13 protein-coding genes are annotated in these 18,256 nt (G+C 61.3%); all 13 read left to right on the forward strand.

Annotated features, from left to right (window positions below; translation table 11 throughout):
- Positions 1-96: 96 nt before the first annotated feature.
- The 13 genes from WBP07_RS27225 (at position 97) to WBP07_RS27285 (ending at position 18,252) form a co-directional block, all read left to right on the forward strand.
- Complete coding sequence (locus WBP07_RS27225; protein WP_395335238.1) at positions 97-2,778, forward strand: LuxR C-terminal-related transcriptional regulator; 2,682 nt, start codon at positions 97-99, stop codon at positions 2,776-2,778.
- Positions 2,779-2,860: 82 nt separating this feature from the next.
- Positions 2,861-3,790, forward strand: a complete 930-nt coding sequence (locus WBP07_RS27230) for a 3-keto-5-aminohexanoate cleavage protein (RefSeq protein WP_395335235.1) — start codon at positions 2,861-2,863, stop codon at positions 3,788-3,790.
- On the forward strand, positions 3,790-4,896 hold the full coding sequence (locus tag WBP07_RS27235; RefSeq protein ID WP_133085056.1) for a CaiB/BaiF CoA-transferase family protein: 1,107 nt from the start codon (positions 3,790-3,792) through the stop codon (positions 4,894-4,896). Before WBP07_RS27230 ends, WBP07_RS27235 begins: the two co-directional genes overlap by 1 nt.
- A 201-nt stretch (positions 4,897-5,097) precedes the next feature.
- Entirely contained in the window at positions 5,098-7,479 is a 2,382-nt protein-coding gene (locus WBP07_RS27240; protein ID WP_395335232.1) for a TonB-dependent receptor, read from the forward strand.
- Between the two features lie 54 nt (positions 7,480-7,533).
- Positions 7,534-9,873, forward strand: coding sequence for a 5-amino-6-(D-ribitylamino)uracil--L-tyrosine 4-hydroxyphenyl transferase CofH (gene cofH, locus WBP07_RS27245; protein ID WP_395335229.1), 2,340 nt, complete (start codon positions 7,534-7,536; stop codon positions 9,871-9,873).
- Positions 9,870-10,700 (forward strand): SDR family NAD(P)-dependent oxidoreductase, encoded by an 831-nt coding sequence (locus tag WBP07_RS27250; protein WP_133085059.1) that lies wholly within the window; start codon positions 9,870-9,872, stop codon positions 10,698-10,700. The genes cofH and WBP07_RS27250 overlap by 4 nt, the downstream gene beginning before the upstream one ends.
- The gene (npdG, locus tag WBP07_RS27255) at positions 10,697-11,356 is read left to right on the forward strand and encodes an NADPH-dependent F420 reductase (RefSeq protein ID WP_133085060.1); all 660 of its coding nucleotides are present in this window, start codon (positions 10,697-10,699) and stop codon (positions 11,354-11,356) included. The genes WBP07_RS27250 and npdG overlap by 4 nt, the downstream gene beginning before the upstream one ends.
- A 9-nt stretch (positions 11,357-11,365) precedes the next feature.
- Positions 11,366-12,103 (forward strand): coenzyme F420-0:L-glutamate ligase, encoded by a 738-nt coding sequence (cofE, locus tag WBP07_RS27260; protein WP_133085061.1) that lies wholly within the window; start codon positions 11,366-11,368, stop codon positions 12,101-12,103.
- A gap of 58 nt (positions 12,104-12,161) precedes the next feature.
- Entirely contained in the window at positions 12,162-12,737 is a 576-nt protein-coding gene (cofC, locus tag WBP07_RS27265; protein ID WP_133085062.1) for a 2-phospho-L-lactate guanylyltransferase, read from the forward strand.
- A gap of 88 nt (positions 12,738-12,825) precedes the next feature.
- Complete coding sequence (locus tag WBP07_RS27270) at positions 12,826-13,746, forward strand: TIGR03619 family F420-dependent LLM class oxidoreductase (protein WP_133085063.1); 921 nt, start codon at positions 12,826-12,828, stop codon at positions 13,744-13,746.
- A 67-nt stretch (positions 13,747-13,813) separates the two neighbouring features.
- Positions 13,814-15,472: an FAD-dependent oxidoreductase gene (locus tag WBP07_RS27275; RefSeq protein ID WP_395398256.1), complete on the forward strand. Its 1,659-nt coding sequence runs from the start codon at positions 13,814-13,816 to the stop codon at positions 15,470-15,472.
- 810 nt (positions 15,473-16,282) lie between these two features.
- Positions 16,283-17,437, forward strand: coding sequence for an oxidoreductase family protein (locus WBP07_RS27280; RefSeq protein WP_236549398.1), 1,155 nt, complete (start codon positions 16,283-16,285; stop codon positions 17,435-17,437).
- Between the two features lie 2 nt (positions 17,438-17,439).
- Complete coding sequence (locus WBP07_RS27285; protein ID WP_236549397.1) at positions 17,440-18,252, forward strand: SDR family NAD(P)-dependent oxidoreductase; 813 nt, start codon at positions 17,440-17,442, stop codon at positions 18,250-18,252.
- Positions 18,253-18,256 lie beyond the last annotated feature (4 nt).

Consider the following 18,256-nt stretch of genomic DNA (forward strand, 5'->3'; position numbering starts at 1 on the left):
GCGGATAGGAAAAAGGATTGCGTTTAGGATTTCACACGTCAGAATATATTTCGGATCAAAAAACAAATTGCCACAAGGCATGTCCAGGAGAGAGCCATGAAAGTCATTCCGACGAGCGCTTTGCCGCATCGGATAACGCCGACATTGATTGAGCGCGCTGCCATGAGAGACCTGACGGCCAAGGTCCGCGATTCCCGATTGACGATGGTGTCAGCGCCCGCTGGAAGCGGAAAGACCACCTCGATGCTCTACTGGGCGGACCTGCTACGCGCGCAAGGCCACCCGCTCCTCTGGGTGGCGACACGTGCGGGGATCTTCAACAAGGCATCTTTCCTCTCTGCCCTCAAGGCAGCAGGCGTTGCGGCCGGCCTTCCTTGGGAGCAACTTTCCCTGGATGGCGACGATGCGCCCTGGCTCGAAGCGTTGTCGATAACGATCGACCCGCGGCCCGTCCTTGTCATCGACGATGCCCATCTGCTCGATCAAGCCGCTCTCGATTTTATCGCACAGCTATCGGCGACAGCTCGGGATGCCCTGTGCATGATCGTTTCTGCCCGCGGCGCGATTGGGCTTCCGCTGGCGCGTATGCGCGCATTGGGTTTCCTCAATGAAGTGGGAAATGCCGATCTCTCACTCACGATCGCGGAAGCGGCTCAGCTGGTAACCCAGAGCATCGGAACGCCGATCGACTCCAAGGATCTTCAGGATATCGTGCGGGACACGCAAGGTTGGGTATCCGGCGTTGTGATCGCCTGCGACTTGTACCGCCGCGGCAAACAGGGGGCCGGCAGTCCCAGGTTGACGGGCTTGCGTCCGGAATTTGCAGAGTACTTCCATGAAGAGGTGCTCAGCCGTCAGCCAGAGGACGTTCGCCGCTTCCTTGTCGATACGTCGATCCTGGATGAACTGACCCCTTCTGCCTGCGCGGCGGTCACCGGCGACGAAGATTCTCGCGCGATGCTTGACCATGTGTTCCGCCAGGGGCTCTTCCTGAACGCGATCGATCAGGAACACAGTCGATACGCGTATCACCGCCTGTTTCGTGAGATGGTCCTTGGACGCCTGATGGACAGGGCGCCCGCACGGGCGGGCCTGATGCATTGCCGTGCCAGCGACTACTTCGCCGCCAACGATCAGGCAGTCCTGGCCATCGAGCATGCCCGACTGAGCGGCGATCAAGCATTTCTGGCCCGCCAGCTCGACCAATTGGCGGAACAGCTGACCTATACCGGCTATCTCTATCGCATCGACGAGTTGGGCTCCGCCTTGCCATGGGCGGAACTGGCCCAGCACCCTTATCTGTTGTTGGCTCTGGCATGGCGGCGCATTCGCCAATTGTCTTTCACCGCCGCCCAGCGCTTTATCGACGCAGCGCGCGCTATCCTCGAGACCAAGGTCTCCGAAGGAAGGGTCGATGCGCACGATGCGGATCAGATCGATCTGATGATCCGTCATCGCCTGGTCATGCTGGCCGCCGCGCGCGACGACATGGTCAAGGTTGAAGCGGACGCGGAGCCGCTTTTGGTCGAGATGGCCGAAAGCCATGCCTATCTCAGCTGTACGTTGCTTGCCCAGCTCATGTCGGCACGGCGCGAACTCTACCACTTTCAGGACATGCTCAAGCTGGAAGCGGAAACTCGGCGGGCGCTGTCCAGGCCGGGTTCGGATTTTGCCTCGATTGCGCTCAAGGCCTCCGTTGCCCCGACATTGATGGCACAAGGCAAAACGCCCCTTGCCGAGCGCTTCCTCGAAGAAGCCTTTACGCTTGCGAAAGGGTTACATGGCGAGGGCTCGGGACTGGCTGCCTTGCCAGCGCTCCCGCTTGCGGAGCTGCTTTACGACGCCGGCGATCTAGATCGCGCGGCTGACCTGGTCGAACGGCACTTGCCCGTCGTGCGACAGTGGGGATTCGCCGACCAGATGGCATCCGGTTATCTCGTCGATGCTCGCCTTCGCGCGGCGCGCGGCGACCTTCCCGGCGCGCTTGTCACTCTCAATGACGCGCATCTCGTTGCGATAGAATGCGGTCTTGATCGCATGCGCGCCTTCATTGTTGCCGAAGAGGTCCGTCTGCTCGTCAAGGCGGGCCAAATCGAGGAGGCTGAGCGGCACTTCCTGGCCGGCGATCCGCAGATCGACGGCGAGCCCATACCGACGCTGCGGCCGACGCGTCGTAACGAGTGCAATGCGATCGCCTGGTTGCGCATCGAAATGCAGCATCACCGATTGACCCGGGCGCGCAAGGTGGCCCATCGCTGGCTGGAGTTCGTAAAGCGCGCCGGGGCCATTCGCTCGGCCGTAACCTTCGAATTGCTCCTTGCCGAAATCGCGGTGCTCCAGGGCAATCGCTCCGAGGCTCGCCGCGCTGTGCGTGCGGCGGTGGAAATGGCGGAACCTGCCGGCTGGATGCGCACGTTTATCGACGAGGGCGAAGTCATTTCCGCTCTTCTTACCGAGGCCTATTCCCACGGTCCTGAACTCGAAACACCTGCCGACCGGTTCGCGGTTCACTTGGTCTCCCTGATGCGAAATGGCCCGCAGATCGAGACAGACGAGGACGAGGACGACGATTTCGGGCTGACCGGTCGCCTTGCCAACCGGGAGGTGGACATTCTTACCATGGTGAGCGGCGGTCTGCGCAACCGGGAAATCGGCGATCGGCTGGGACTGACCGAGGGAACGGTCAAGTGGTACATGCAGCAGATCTACGACAAGCTCGGTGTTCGCCGTCGCCCTCAGGCGGTTCTGCGCGCCCGCCAACTCGGAATCCTTCCCTGACGAGCCACCTCACTGCCTATCGAAGGATAGATTGCGGGCGGCGAGCCGGCTGCCATCGAGCGGCTGCGGGAAAGGAAACATCATGGCCAAACGAAAAGTCATCATCAGTTGCGCAATCACCGGAGCGATCCACACACCCTCGATGTCACCCCATCTTCCGGTGACGGCTGACGAGATCGCGGAATCTGCGATTGGCGCGGCCGAAGCGGGCGCAGCGATCATCCACCTTCACGCCCGCAACCCCACTGACGGCCGGCCCGACCAGGATCCCAAGCTTTTCGAACCGTTCCTCAAGGTCATCCGCCAGCGCAGCGATGCTGTGCTGAACCTGACGACCGGGGGACATCCCTCGATGACCGTCCAGGAACGCATCCGTCCCGCCCAGACTTTCGCGCCGGAAGTCGCCAGTCTCAACATGGGCACGATGGGTTTTGGATTGTTCCCGATGCTGGACCGCTTCAAGGAATTCAAACACGCCTGGGAGCCAGCGGCGCTGGAAGCATCGCGGGACTTGGTATTCAAGAATACCTACGCGGATATCGAGCATCTGCTCGGCACGCTTTCGCCTCTCGGCACGCGTTTCGAGTTCGAGTGCTACGACACCAGTCACCTCTATAACCTGAAGTACTTCCTGGACCGGGGCTTGGTAAAGGCACCGCTCTTCATACAGACATGCTTTGGCATTCTGGGCGGGATCGGCAGCCATCCCGATGATATCATGCACATGAAACGCACAGCAGATCGGCTGTTCGGCGATCAGTATCAGTGGTCGGTGCTCGGCGCGGGTGCCCGCCAGATGAGTGTCGTCGCGATGGCTGCGTCCATGGGAGGAAACGTGCGCGTCGGATTGGAAGATTCTTTGTGGGGCGGCCCCGGGCGTCTGGCCGAGACCAATGCTGAGCAGGTGCGCAACGCGCGCCAGATCATCGAGGGCATGGGGCTGGAAGTGGCAAGTCCGGACGAAGCTCGTGCCATTCTCGACCTGAAGGGCGCGGACCGGACAAATATCTGATGCCGGAACGGTCAGGGCCGCTGGTCGGCGTGCGTATCATCGAGATCGATGCGATCGGCCCGGTGCCGCTGGCAGCGATGCTGCTGGCCGACATGGGGGCGGACATCGTTCGGGTCGCGCGGCCTCCCTCCGCTGGACCCGGTGACTGGGAGGACGTGGGCGGTGATATCCTTCATCGCAGCCGAATGGTCACTTATCTCGATCTCAAAAACGAGAGGGACCGCAGCAGTCTGCTCGACCTGATCGAGCATGCAGACGGTCTGATCGAAGGCTATCGGCCAGGAGTGATGGAGCGGCTGGGTGTCGGTCCGGATGTCTGTCTTGCCCGTAATCCCAGCCTTGTGTTCGGGAGGATGACCGGCTGGGGACAGAGCGGGCCGATGGCCATGCGCGCGGGACATGACATCAACTATCTCGCAATCACAGGGGCGCTGCATGCCATGGGCAAGACCGGGGAGCCGCCGCCAGTCCCTCTCAATCTCGTCGGTGATTACGGCGGCGGCGCGATGTTCCTCATATTCGGAATGTTGAGCGCCTTGCTTTCGGCACGGCGGACGGGGGCGGGCCAAGTGGTTGATGCCTGCATCACGGACGGCGTCGCGTCGCTCATGAGCCTGTTCTACGCTTGGCAGCCGAAGGGCCTTTGGAATGATGCACCCGCATCCAATCTTCTTGACGGCGGTGCGCCGTTCTATCGATGCTACGCCTGTGCCGACGGCAAATTCGTGGCCGTGGGCTGTCTGGAACCCAAGTTCTTTGCGCAGATGCTCGAGGGTCTGGGCCTTGCAGGTCGCGGTTACGATCAACATGAGCGGGCGGGGTGGCCTGGGATGGAAGCCGATTTCGAAGCGGTCTTCCGGACGCGTACGCGCGACGAATGGGGCGAGACCTTTGCGTCGACCGATGCCTGCGTGACGCCGGTCCTAAGCATGGCCGAGGCTCCGGCGAGCCCTCACAACAACGCCCGAGATACTTTCGTCACCCTGGGCGGCGTAACGCAGCCGGCGCCATCGCCCCGTCTCACGGGGACTGTCCCGGCAATCACCGCCGGGACTGAGGCCACCATCGCGGACCTCATTCGGGCTTGGGCGCAGCCGCGTTATTGAAACTCGCAGTGACCATACGCCTCGCAGGTGGCGGTGGTAAGTATCGGCGGAGCCCCGGCTGCCCAGTCCATAAAACTGAACAGTTTTGCCCTCTTTTGTATCATTTCCTCTCCGAAGATAGGTGGTGAAAGACCGTGAATAGCGGCCATTCAGAGTGCTTTGAAAAGCCTGCGAAGAGACAGGCGGCGGGAGAGAGAGTTGATGAAATCGCGTTTGCTGAGACTTGCGCTGTTGTCGGCAGGAACGACCTTGGCCGTCCCGGCGTGGGCGCAGGATGAGAACGCTTCTGCCCCTCAGATGGAAAGCGCGGCGACGGGTGACATTATTGTCACCGCTCGCCGGCGCGAGGAGCGACTGCAGGATGTTTCCGTCTCCATTTCAGCGTTTTCCGCTGAAGCGCTCGAGCGCAGCACGGTCCAGACAGTGAGTGATTTGAGGACAATTACGCCAGGGTTCACGTTCTCGGCTGAAGGCGGTAAGGACAACGTGGCGCTGACGCTTCGCGGCATTGGCCAGCTCCCACTGGGTGAAGTAACCCCGGGCGTCGTGATCTACGTGAACGATACGCCGCTCCCGGCTGTGGGATCGAACGTGCCGACTTACGATATAAGCAGCATTCAGGTTCTGAAAGGCCCCCAAGGCACGCTGTTCGGGCGCAATACGCTCGGCGGTGCGGTGGTGATCGGCACGCAAAAGCCGACATACCGTTTCGAGGGCTTTGGCGAAGGCACATACGGCCGCTTCGACTATCGGGAGCTGCAAGGCGCGATCAACATCCCCATCGTCGAGGACAAGGTCGCGTTTCGCGCCGCGGGTCAGATTCGCCGTCAGGACCCGCGAACGATCGCCTTTGACGAGGGCCCCGGGTTCGACAATATCCATCAGGACGCCTTCCGGCTTTCGCTGCTGATTGAACCCTTCGATGGGTTCACCAGCACCACCGTATATGAGTATTTCAAGGGCGACGAGCTGGCTGGCGGGCTCTATCTTTTGCGTCAGAATTTTCCTTTCGCGGCGCTGGGCCTCGCGGCCGTCGATCCTCAAGTCGATGCCGCGTTGGCAACCCAGGCTTCCAATCGGCGCGGATCGTTCGACGGGGGAATCGACGGAGGTGCCTCGTATCGCAAGGCAACTGCGATCACCAACGACACGTCTTACAGTTTCGGCGACATGACGGTTCGGAACATCTTTGGTTATCGGAAGAACTACAGTTACCAGCTGATCAATACGGGCGGCCTGCCGATACTCCAGATTCCCACCGGCCTCTCCGCCCCGCTGCCGGCATCGGTGCCATTCACGCTGTTTACGGCGTCGTCGGTAATTGACCGCCAATATCTCACCAACGAGACACAGCTGCTCGGCAACTTCGGCGCGTTCAATTTTATAGCGGGCGTCTTCTACAACAACGACAAGCCCCACGGGCCCACCGGATCGCAGTTCACCGCGTTCTCGGTGGGCGGGGTTCCCGCTCCTGCGGTCACGTCCCATGTCCGTAACCGAAACTGGGCTATTTATGGGCAGATCGGGTACGACATAACCGACAAGCTGAAATTGAACCTGGGGGGACGCTACAGCTGGGACAAGGTTTCAGCGTGCGGCGGCACTATCGGGACCAGCTATGTGGACGAAGCGACTTGCCTGGCAACCGCGAACACCGGGGCAATTGATGGCGTGGGCACAGTATCGAACAAGGGGCAGGAGCCCAGTTGGACGGTCGGCCTCGACTACAAGGCGACGCCCGATTGGCTGCTCTATATCGTATCGCGTCGCGGCTATCGTGGTGCCAACGTCAACACGCCGAAATTCGAAACCGTCTATACGACTGGTGGAACCGATCCTGCTTGTGTCGCAACCGGAGGTGTTTGCCCCGATCTCCGGCCATTCCAGAAGACCAACGAAGAGACGATTACCGATCTCGAAGTCGGTTCCAAGTATGACTATCGCGTGGGAACCGCGCGGGGCCACCTCAATATTGCAGCTTACTATAGCAAATACAAGAATGCCCTCCAGTTCCTGAATACGCAGACGACCGTTCCCAACGGAACGCCGGATTCTCCTTCGAATGGTTCGCTCGCGGTCAATGCGGCGAACTTGCGGATCTGGGGCGTCGAACTCGAGGCCTCGATAAGCCCGGCACGCAGTGTAACCGTCGGCTTTAACGCGGCCTATACGAACGTGACGGTCGAAAGCCTTACCCTTCCCGCTGATTTGCCGCCGACGATCGTGCTCGGAAAGGATCAGATCAACAAGTATTCACCGAGCTTTTCCGGTACGGCCAGCTTCAACTGGATCCTCCCGGTGCGGCCCGCGAATGGCGAAGTCAGCTTCAATGCCGACGTATTCATGACCGCCGATTACGGTGGCCAGAACGGCGAGAAGCTGCCCGGCTACGAATTGGCGAATGCGCGCCTGGACTGGCGGGGAATTGCGGATACCGGGATCGATCTCGGAATCTTTGTGAAGAACGTTTTCAACGAAAAGTATTTCTCGGCCGCGAGCGTGCTTCTCCCGTCCTTCCCGACGAGTTCCGTTTATGCCGGCGACCCCAGGATTTGGGGCGTGTCGGCAAAGTACACGTTCTAGAGCGGCCGGAGCGACCGGTATGAAAATCGGCCTCGAACTATCACGGAGAATGTTGTGATGCTCGACCAACTGCACCTGAGCCACGATGATGCAAATCGCATTTACAGCGCTCTCACTTCGATTTCCCTCAACGAAATGATGGCCACGGCGGAGGCGATGACGCTCGCCGCCCATGGTCCGCGCATGACATATTCGCGCAAGGTCTTCATCCCGCTGACCAAACTGTGCCGCGACGTCTGCCACTATTGCACTTTCGCCACCACGCCCGGTCGGATCGACAAAGCCTACCTGGCCGCGGAGGATGTACTGGCGATAGCGCGCGCCGGTGTGGCGGCAGGATGCCGCGAGGCGCTTTTCACACTCGGGGATCGACCTGAACTTCGCTACGGAGCCGCACGCGACGCCTTGGCCAGATTGGGGCACGAAACGACCCTTTCCTATCTCGGCGAAATGGCAGCGCTCGTCTTGAACGAAACCGGGCTGCTTCCGCACCTCAATCCGGGGCTGATGGGTGCTGCCGACTATGCCTCACTGCGTCCGCATGCGGCCTCGATGGGCCTGATGCTTGAAAGTAGCTCGCAGCGCCTGTGCGAGAGAGGAGGGCCGCACTTTGGATCGCCCGACAAGGAGCCGGCGCGGCGGCTTGAGTCGATTGCTCAGGCAGGGCTTGCCAAGGTTCCTTTCACTACCGGCCTGCTGATCGGCATCGGCGAAACGTGCCGCGAGCAGGTTGATGCACTTGTCGCCATCCGCGACCTGCATCGCCAATACGGGCACATACAGGAAGTCATAATCCAGAACTTCCGCGCCAAGCCCGGCACGCAGATGGTAGATTTCCCAGAGCCGGCATTGGATGACCATCTCTGGGCCATCGCGGCTGCTCGTATCATCCTCGGCCCCGAGATGACGATTCAGGCTCCGCCAAATCTTCAGGAAAGCCATAATTTCGCTCCGCTGCTTCGCGCTGGCGTCAATGACTGGGGAGGAGTCTCTCCGGTAACGCCTGACCATGTCAATCCGGAAGCGCCTTGGCCGCACCTCGACATGCTCGAACGCGCCACCAATGCCGCCGGGCGCACATTGCACCAGCGCCTTGCGATCGGCCCCCGCTATGCAACGGCCGCAAGGCAATGGGCCGCGCCGCCTGTCGCGGCAACCGTTCTTCGGGCAATCGATGCTCGCGGACTGCCAAAAATCGACGATTGGGCCGCGGGCAGAGGCGATGCTGCGCCGCAGCAGATCTCGGCGGGTGGATTTGCGGTATCCCCGCGCATATCGTCGATACTTGACAGCGTGAAAGCCGGCCACGTGCTGGGCGAAGCGGATATCGTGTCGATGTTCGATGCCGAAGGAGCCGACTTCACAGCGATCGTGAACTTCGCCGATCGCCTTCGCAGGGACGTAGTGGGCGAAACGCTGACTTTTGCGGTCAACCGAAACATCAATTACACCAATATCTGCCTCTACAAATGCGGCTTCTGCGCGTTTTCCAAGGGTAGTACCAAGGCCATGCGCGGGCCGGCATATCGGCTCGATTTCGCCGAGATTGGCCGCCGGTCCGCCGAAGCCTGGGATCGCGGGGCCACCGAAGTCTGCCTGCAAGGCGGTATCCACCCCGATTACGACGGTAACACCTATCTGGATGTACTTCGCGCAGTGCGTCAGGCGGCGCCGGATATCCATATCCATGCCTTCTCCCCGCTTGAGGTGACGCACGGCGCGAGAACATTGGGGCTACCGCTCGAAGACTTTCTGGCCCGTCTGAAAGCAGCCGGGTTGTCGACGCTGCCCGGCACGGCCGCCGAAATCCTCGATCCCGAAATCCGCGACATCATCTGCCCGGACAAGGTTACAGCGGACGAGTGGATCGAGGTCATGCGTGTCGCCCATGGCGTTGGACTGCGCAGCACCGCCACGATCATGTTCGGCCACGTCGAGGGATATCGTCACTGGGCACGTCATCTCCTGTCGATCCGATTGCTTCAGGACGAGACAGGTGGGTTTACCGAATTCGTCCCGCTGCCTTTCGTCCATATGGAAGCGCCGATCTGGCAAAAAGGCCTGGCACGGTCGGGTCCGAGCTACCGCGAGGCGGTGCTGATGCATGCCGTCGCCCGTATCGTGCTGCATCCCGTGATCGCCAATATCCAGGTCTCGTGGGTCAAGATGGGGCCTGAGGGCGCAGCGGCGATCCTGCAGGCAGGTGCAAACGACATGGGCGGCACCCTGATGGACGAGTCGATCACCCGTGCCGCCGGCGGCGTCAACGGGCAAGAATTTGGGCCGACGCAAATGCGGGCGCTCGCCGCTTCCGTCAACCGGCCCGTGCGCCAGCGCACCACTTTGTATGAAGATCCGCCGGTTCGTCACGGCCATTGCATGGAGACGTTATGATCGATCTATCCTTTCCGTTGCGCGACAAGGTGGCTCTCGTCACCGGAGGCGGCAGCGGCATCGGGCGCGCTACCGCCCGCATGTTCGCGCAGCGCGGCGCCATGGTCGCCGTCGCCGGCCTCGACGAGGCGCCGCTGCTTCTGGTTGCCGAGGAAATTGTCGCCGCCGGCGGGCAGGCATTGCCGATTGTCATGGACGTGACGAGCGAAGACGCGATCGCAGGGGGCGTTGCGCGCCTCGCGGATCGCTTCGGCAGGCTGGATATTCTTCACAGCAATGCGGCGCAGACCGGCGAACTGCAGGAGGATGGCCTCATCGATGCAATGGACGCGGACTTTTGGGACCGCACGTTCTCGATCAACCTGCGCGGATCCATGCTTTGCGCCAAGCACGCCATTCCGCTCTTGCTGACGAGCGGGGGGGGCTCGATCATTTTCACCGGCTCCGGCAAGGGTCTCGCCGGCGATCTTGATTACCCGGCTTACGGCACGTCAAAGGCGGCCTTGCTGGGACTTTCGCGCTACATCGCGACCCAGTACGGGAAGCAGGGCATTCGCTCCAATGTCGTTGTCGTGGGCCTAGCCATGACCGAGGCGCTTGACAGGAACATGCCCGAGGCGGCGCAGAAGCTGATGACCGAGCACAATCTGGTCGACCACCTCGGCAGGCCCGAGGACATTGCCGAAGTGGTCGCATTTCTAGCTTCCGAGCAATCCCGCTACATCACGGGAGCAGCGATCGTCGCTGACGGCGGCTTCACTTCGCACTCGGCCGTCTATGCGGACATGCTGCGCTTTGCAGCGATGGATACCGGAGCCAAGGCATGACGCAACCTTCTATTGCCGTCGTTGGCGGCACGGGAAACCTTGGTGCGGCTATTGCCTGGCGGCTTGCCCGAGCAGGTTATGAGGTCGTAATCGGATCGCGAAATGCCCAAAGTGCGCAGGACGCGGCATCGGGGTTGGGGCACGGACTTCGCGGCGCGAGTAATGTCGACGCGGTGGCAGGAGCCGATATCGTGATCGTCACGGTTCCCTTCGCCGCGCAGCAATCGACGCTTGCTGATATTGCGCCGCATGTCGCAGGAAAGCTGGTGGTGGATACTACCGTTCCCCTAGTTCCTCCCAAGGTCATGCGCGTGCAACTGCCCGATGAGGGATCGGCAGCCATGAGAGCGCAAGCGGCTCTTGGCCCCAGTGCCGTGGTCGTGTCGGCGTTCCATAACGTCGCTGCGCACAAGCTCGCTCAGGACGTCGATGTCGGCTGCGATGTCCTCGTATTCGGAGACGACAAGGAAGCGCGCGGACGGATTGTGGACCTTGCCGATGCCATGGGGCTTCGGGGTCTTCACGGCGGCGCGCTTGTCAATTCCGCCGCAGCCGAGGCGCTGACCTCCATCCTCATTTTCATGAACAAGACGTACCGTGTCGACGGCGCCGGCATTCGGATCACGGGCGAGCTTATCCCGCCAGATCAGCAATAGGCAGCGGCGATGATCGAAATAGTCGAACTGAGCGGCATCGGCGAAATCGCGCCCGGCGACGACCTCGCAGCGATACTTCGAGATGCCCTCCAACGGTGTGGATCGCCGCTTCGCGATGGGGATGTACTCGTGGTAACCCAGAAGATTGTCTCGAAGGCCGAAGGACGGCAGGTCGATCTTGAGCAAGTCGAACCGGGTGAGCCGGCCCGCGAACTGTCCCAATTGACGCGCAAGGATCCGCGCATGGTTCAACTGGTGCTCGACGAATCGAGTGAGATTGTGCGAGCGGTTCCCGAAGTGCTGATCACGCGGCACAAATTGGGTCACGTCATGGCCAACGCGGGGATCGATCGTTCCAACATCGGTCCATCACTGGGCGCTCGTGCACTGCTGCTCCCCCTGGATCCTGACGCAACAGCGGCGAATTTGCATAGCGCGCTTGGAGTGCCGGTAGTGATCTCGGACAGCTTTGGAAGGCCCTGGCGCCTTGGTGTGGTCTGTGTTGCCATCGGCGCAGCGGGCCTGCCGGCTCTCCACGATCGCCGCGGCGAACTCGATCGCGACGATCGCCCTCTGGAAGTCACTCAGGTGGCGCTGGCCGACATGATAGCCAGCGCGGCAGGGTTGGTGACGGGTGAAGGCGCAGAAGGCATACCGGCCGTTCTCGTCCGCGGATGCCGCCTTGAGGGGATGCCGCGCAAAGCCGCCGAACTGGTACGCCCGAGGCGCGAAGACCTGTTTGCATGAACGGGGCGCCTGCGCGCGCCTTCGTATTTGCAATTAGCTCCGCCGCAGGACTTGCACGATGAGAAACTGGATCGCTGTGGTTCCCTGGAAACAGGGGAGGGAAACGAAGTCGCGACTGGCCCCGAGCCTGAGTGCGAGAAAGCGGCAGGCGTTGGCCTGCACGATGGCGGCGCACGTCGTGGGCTGCCTTTCCGGGATCGAGGCAATCGAATCGACTTTCGTCCTGGCGCCTGCCAGCGTGGAAGGTTGGCCGGTGCAATGGCTGCGCGACAGCGGCTTTGGTCTCAACGGCGAACTGAACAGGATCCGCGAACATTTCGGCAGTCGGCCGCTCCTTGTTATCCATGCCGACCTGCCTGCGTTGGTCGGTGAAGACGTGGAGGCCCTGCTTGCCGCGGCGCGGGGGACAGGACGCGCATTCGCCCCCGACCGGCATGGCAAAGGCACCAATGCAATCGCTCTTGCGGACTCGGGCTCTTTCACCTTCGCATTCGGTCCTGGCAGTCTAGCACATCACCGGGCGCAGTCGCCTGCTGCCGCCATTGTCGAAAGGGCGGGCCTGGGTTTCGATCTCGATACTCCGGCCGATCTCGAACACGCAGTTTCCCGACGCCTGATCAGGCAAGCCGCATGAGCCTTCGCCGCTCGCTCCCCTTCCTAAGGAAAGGTGCGAGCACGCCGCCGCGCTTCACTATCCGCCCGACATCGTGAGAGGACAGCAGATGAAACTGAACGTCAGTGTGCCCAACAGCATGCACGTGGCTGCGATGACCCAGCCCTGGGAGCATGCCCTGACGGGCGACGATATTGGGCATGCGCTGAAAATTGCAGACGATCTCGGCTTCAACAAGTGCATGCTGGGCGAGCATTTCATAATTCCCCGTGAGCACATCGAACTGTCAGGCGACCATTACGTTCATGGAACAGTGGCTCTCGCATTCCTTGCCGGCCGAACCTCCAGGATGAAAGTCAGCTCTTCGGTCACGATCCTGCCCCTCCAAAACCCGATCGTCCAGGCCAAGGCATGGTCTACGCTCGACTGGTTGAGCGGTGGGCGGGCGACCGCGCTGTTCGGCGTGGGATGGCTCAAGGAAGAGTTCGACATGCTGGGAGTGGATTTCCATAACCGGGGACGAATGGCCGACGAGTACGTGGCTGCGATCATCGAGCTGTGGACCGCTGACAATCCGGAATTCGACGGCGAGTTCGTGAAATTCAGCAATGTCGGGTTCGCACCGAAGCCGGTCCAAAAGCCGGGCCTGCCGATCTGGTTCGGCGGCGACGCGGAAGCTGTTCTCAAGCGCGTGGCAAAGTTTGGCGACGGTTGGTCTCCGTTCAGGACACCGCCCGAAAAATTCCCGGAGTGCCTGGATTTCATCCGGTCCCAGCCCGAATATGACGGGCGCCCCATCGACTTGTTCTTCGCGCTCGAAATGCTCAATGTCGGTGCGCATCACGAAATCATGGACGACCCGCGCGCGCCAGGAACTCGCGACGCGCAGAAGATCATCGACCAGATCGGATGGCTTCGCGACCTGGGTGTCAACGAGACGATCGTCCCTCTGCCGCCAGGGATTGGTGGAATGGATGAATACGTCGAGCGGCTGCAGTGGGTCGCGCAAGAGATCATGCCGAAAATCTGAACTGGGCCGTCGGAACGACGGGTTTGGTGAGCGCCGTTCCATCCAAATCGAAAAACGGGAGGTAGCAATGACCCAGTATGATGTGGTCGTGGTGGGTTCGGGCGCGGCAGGCATGACTGCCGCGCTGCGCGCGGCGGCGGCGGGGAAGTCGGTGATCGTTCTCGAGAAGGCATCGCATTTTGGGGGAACGACCTCGATCTCGGGCGGCGGTATCTGGGTTCCGGTAAGCCCGCAGGCGCGGGCCGCCGGGGTCGACGACAGCAAGGACAGGGCGCGGCAATACGTCCTGGATGTCATAGGTCCCTCGGCCGAGCCGGCGCTCATTGATGCCTACCTCGATGCAGGGCCCCGGATGGTGGAGTGGCTGGAAAAAAACAGCCGGGTCGAATTCCTGCTCTCGCCGCCGAGCAGCGATTGGTATCCCGAAGTTGACGGCGCAGCCGATCACGGTCGTTTGCTCGCCCCTAAGGAGTACGATGGCAAGAAGCTGGGCGAACACTTCGCGCAGCTGAGGCCCGCGCGGGAAGAGTTCAACGCGCCGGGAGGCTTCATGATCGACCTGTTCGATCTGCCATATCTTGCGCAAATGCCCTCGGCAAAATCGCTCGTGCACTTCGGCAAGCTGGCTGCCAAATTCGGGTTCGACAAGCTTCGCCGCTATCCTCGCGGCACGCGTCTCACGATGGGAAATGCACTGGCGGCCCGTCTCCTTCGCTCCGCGCTCGACGCGGGGATTACGCTGCGCACCAATGCGCCGGTCGATCATTTGCTGGTGCAGTCCGGCCGGGTGACCGGCATTCGGGTAGGTGACGAAGAGATCGGTGCAAGGCTGGGCGTCCTGCTGGCATCGGGTGGATTTTCCGCCAGCGAGCAGCTTCGCAAGGCTTATATCCCTTTTGCCGAAAACCATGTCTCGATCCTCCCCTACGAAAACACGGGCGACGGCATGAACATGGGATTGGAGGCAGGCGGCGCGCTTGCCGAGGAAAATCTGGTCAACGCGGTATGGGCGGTGGTCTCCAAGCTCACGCGGCCCGACGGATACGTGGCACGCTATGCCCATCTCATCGATATGTCGAAGCCCGGATGCATAGCGGTCAACGCCAAGGGCGAGCGCTTCGGTAATGAAGCATCTGTGCATTTCGTTGAAGCGATGCACCGTGACGGAGCTGTTCCGGCCCACATCATCTGCGATGCCGATTTCATCAAGAAGTACGGCATGGGCATGGTCTATCCCGGCGGCGGCGGTCTCAAGAAGCTTATCGCAGCAGGCTATGTGACCGAGGGGCGCAGTCTTCGCGAACTCGCAGAGAAAATCGGCGTAGAACCGGACGGCCTTGTCGCCAGCGTGGCCAAGATCAACCGCTATGCGGAGATCGGGCATGACGCCGACTTCGGAAAGGGAGAGACACAGATCGACATCGAGATCGGCGATCCCCGGAACAAGCCCAATCCCTGCCTGGGGCGCGTCGAGCGGGCTCCATTCTATGCGATCAAGATCTACCCCGGCGATGGCTCGACGACCGTGGGCCTCAAGGTCGACGCGCAGTTTCGCGTGGTAGGGGGAGACGGCACACCTGTTCCCGGTCTTTATGCTGCCGGGTTGGATGCCAATTCGATCTGGCGAGGCAAATCGCCTGCGCATGGGTGCAACGTAGGTCCTGCCATGGTCACCGGCTTTATTGCGGGCAATTCGATGGCGCAGGCCCTGACACTCGCAAACTAGCTCTCAAGTCACATACACGGCGCTTCTCGTCCCGGCGGGAAGCGCCCTGTGCTGTGCATTGCCGGAGGGCAGCGGCAATAAGGCTGCCGAGGCGGCCCCCGCGACGCATCGGTTGATTGACCATAATCGCCGCCATCCGGGGCGGAGCGCGCAGCAAGGAACGTGACGAAGGTCGACGGCTAGCGCGCTATGCGGCAACGCCGGTTCATTCGGCACAGAATTTGGGCCGCATCGCCGCACCGTGAACGCTCCCCAGCCTCGTGCCGTCGGACGCGTCCCAATACCCACGCCAGAACCAGACCCGCCCATCGAAGTCCAGATCGAACACCGCCGCGACGAGCGCTGCCGAGCGCCGTCAATCCCAAAGCCGGCGCGCTGTGCCTAACCATTCCGTAGAGACGGGGCCGGCGTCGTGATTTCCCGGACCACGCAGTAACACTCATCGTACAGCTCACTTCGTCGCGCCAGCTCTCGGCAGATCGGATCGGCACCCTGGCGCAGCGGGGCGACTGGAAGGGCCGATTGATAGTTGGCCCTCGGTGGCAAGCGCCACGCGCAATTGGCTTAGGTCGAGATGGGGACCATGGATGAGCGCCAAAACCTGCAAAAAGCCGTATGCCAGGTCTCCGTCGAAGGTCGGGGTGGTCCCTCTCTTCGGGCAGGTTGCGCTTCGGTCGCGCCTGCGATGCTCGGTATCCCGGATGCAGCGTAAAATCGGTCCGCAAAGCCGGCAAGCTCCCTCGGCCCAGGTTCGAGGGCCTTCGCCGGGACGGACGACGCTGTAACACAAGAACACATCAGGAGAGTTCGATGGACCCACAAGCCCAACCGCAATACCGCAATGCGACGGTCGATCCTGATTGTGTGCCTCGTCCTTATCCTACCCGAACTGGTCATCTGCCGACCTCGATGGAGGGGATCGATGCCGCGTGGTTGGGATCGATTATGGCCCACAAGTATCCCGGCGTCGCGGCACGCAGCATGGAAACGGTCCAGCTGCTGAACAGCCACACGACCAAGTGGCGCGTCAAAGTGGATTGGAACGAAGCGGGCCTTGCCGCCGGGCTCCCCGCGAACCTGTGCCTGAAGGCCAACTGGTCGGGCAGCTTCGACAATGTCGATATCCATGCCGTCGAGGCCCGGTTCTATCATTTCCTCGCCAAGGAAATGAAGGTTCCCACCGCGCAGTGCTATTACGCCGACTGGGACGACGATGGCAGCGCTCACGGCCTGCTCGTGCTGGAAGACCTCAATGATCGCGGTGGACACTTTGGTCACAGTACGCAGCACTCCGGCATCGACATGATCGCCTCCAACCTCGAGGGACTGGCTGGTCTTCACGCCAGTCTCTGGGGAAGCGAAAAAATCTCCAAGGCCAATGCCCCGTGGCTGCAGACGCAGATGGATACTCCGGTCGACAGCGACCAGGTCCGCATCATGTGGCAGTGGATCGACGACAATCTGAAGGATCCGAATTTCCGCGCGATCGCGCCAAAGCACTATCTTGACGATCCGCGCCGCGTCGAGCGCGCATTCGACCGGCTGGGCGAACTTGAGCGTGCCTATGACGCGCCCTATTGCATCGCACTGGGTGATTGCCACCAGGGGAACACCTATATCCTGCCTGGCGGGGAAAGGCTTTGGTTGGATTGGCAACTGGTGCGACGTGGACGTCCGTGGCGTGATCTTACTTATTTCCTAGTCGGATCGCTGACCATCGAAGAGCGGCGCGCCCATCACAAGGATCTGCTCAAGCAGTATCTGTCTTACCTGACCGCGACGGGCGTTCCCGGAATTCCCAGTTTCGAGGAGGTCTGGGAGCAGACGCGCTTGTGGGTGATGTACGGAATTCAGGCGTGGGTCGCCAACCACGACTCCTGGGGGCAGAACGGGTTGCCTATGAACGAGCGGTTCTTCGTCGCGGGCGAGGAACTGGGGACCTGGAAGATACTGCTGGGAGAGTGAGGATGGGACTGGTTCAGGGAAAAATCGCCGTCGTCACGGGATCGGGATCCAACATCGGGGAAGCATGCGCTCGCAAGCTCGCTTGCGAGGGCGCTAAAGTGGTTCTGGCAGACATTAATCTGGCGGGAGCAGAGCGCGTGGCGAAGAGCATCCGCGCCGCCGGTGGGGAGGCGATGGCATGTCCGCTCGATCTTGCAGAAGAGGCGAGTATCGCTGCATTGGTCTACGCAGTGATCACGGCTCATGGCCGGATTGATGTCCTGCACAACAATGCCGCCAACACCGCCGTCAACCAAATGGCCGCTGACGGTGCTCTGGTCGATATGGACGCAGCGGTTTGGGATGCAGCGTTTCGTATCAACACGCGCGGCACGATGCTGATGATCAAACACGTCGCTCCCCACATGATCGCCGCGGGCGGTGGGTCGATCATCAATACAAGCACGGGCGTTTCGATCCTCGGGGATGTCTTCAACCCGGCCTATTCTTCCTCGAAAGGAGCGGTGAACAGTCTTACGCGCAACACTGCCGCCCAGTTGGGCCGCCAGAACATCCGCTGCAACGCAGTGATGCCCGGTTTGGTTCTTACACCGCAGGCGCGCGAAATGATGCCTGCAGAACAACTGCGCATGATCCAGCGGCATGTCCTGTTGCCACGAGAAAGCGTGCCTGACGATATCGCCGGGGCCGTGCTGTTCCTTGCCTCGGATCTTTCGGCATTCGTCACGGGCCAAGTCTTCTCGGTCGATGGCGGTATTTGCCACCACACTCCATATTTCGGCGATGTCATGGATATGCAAGCGGCCGCACACTAATGAA

It is taken from the genome of Novosphingobium oxfordense, assembly GCF_044029435.1.
In the GTDB taxonomy this organism is placed as follows: Bacteria; Pseudomonadota; Alphaproteobacteria; order Sphingomonadales; family Sphingomonadaceae; genus Novosphingobium.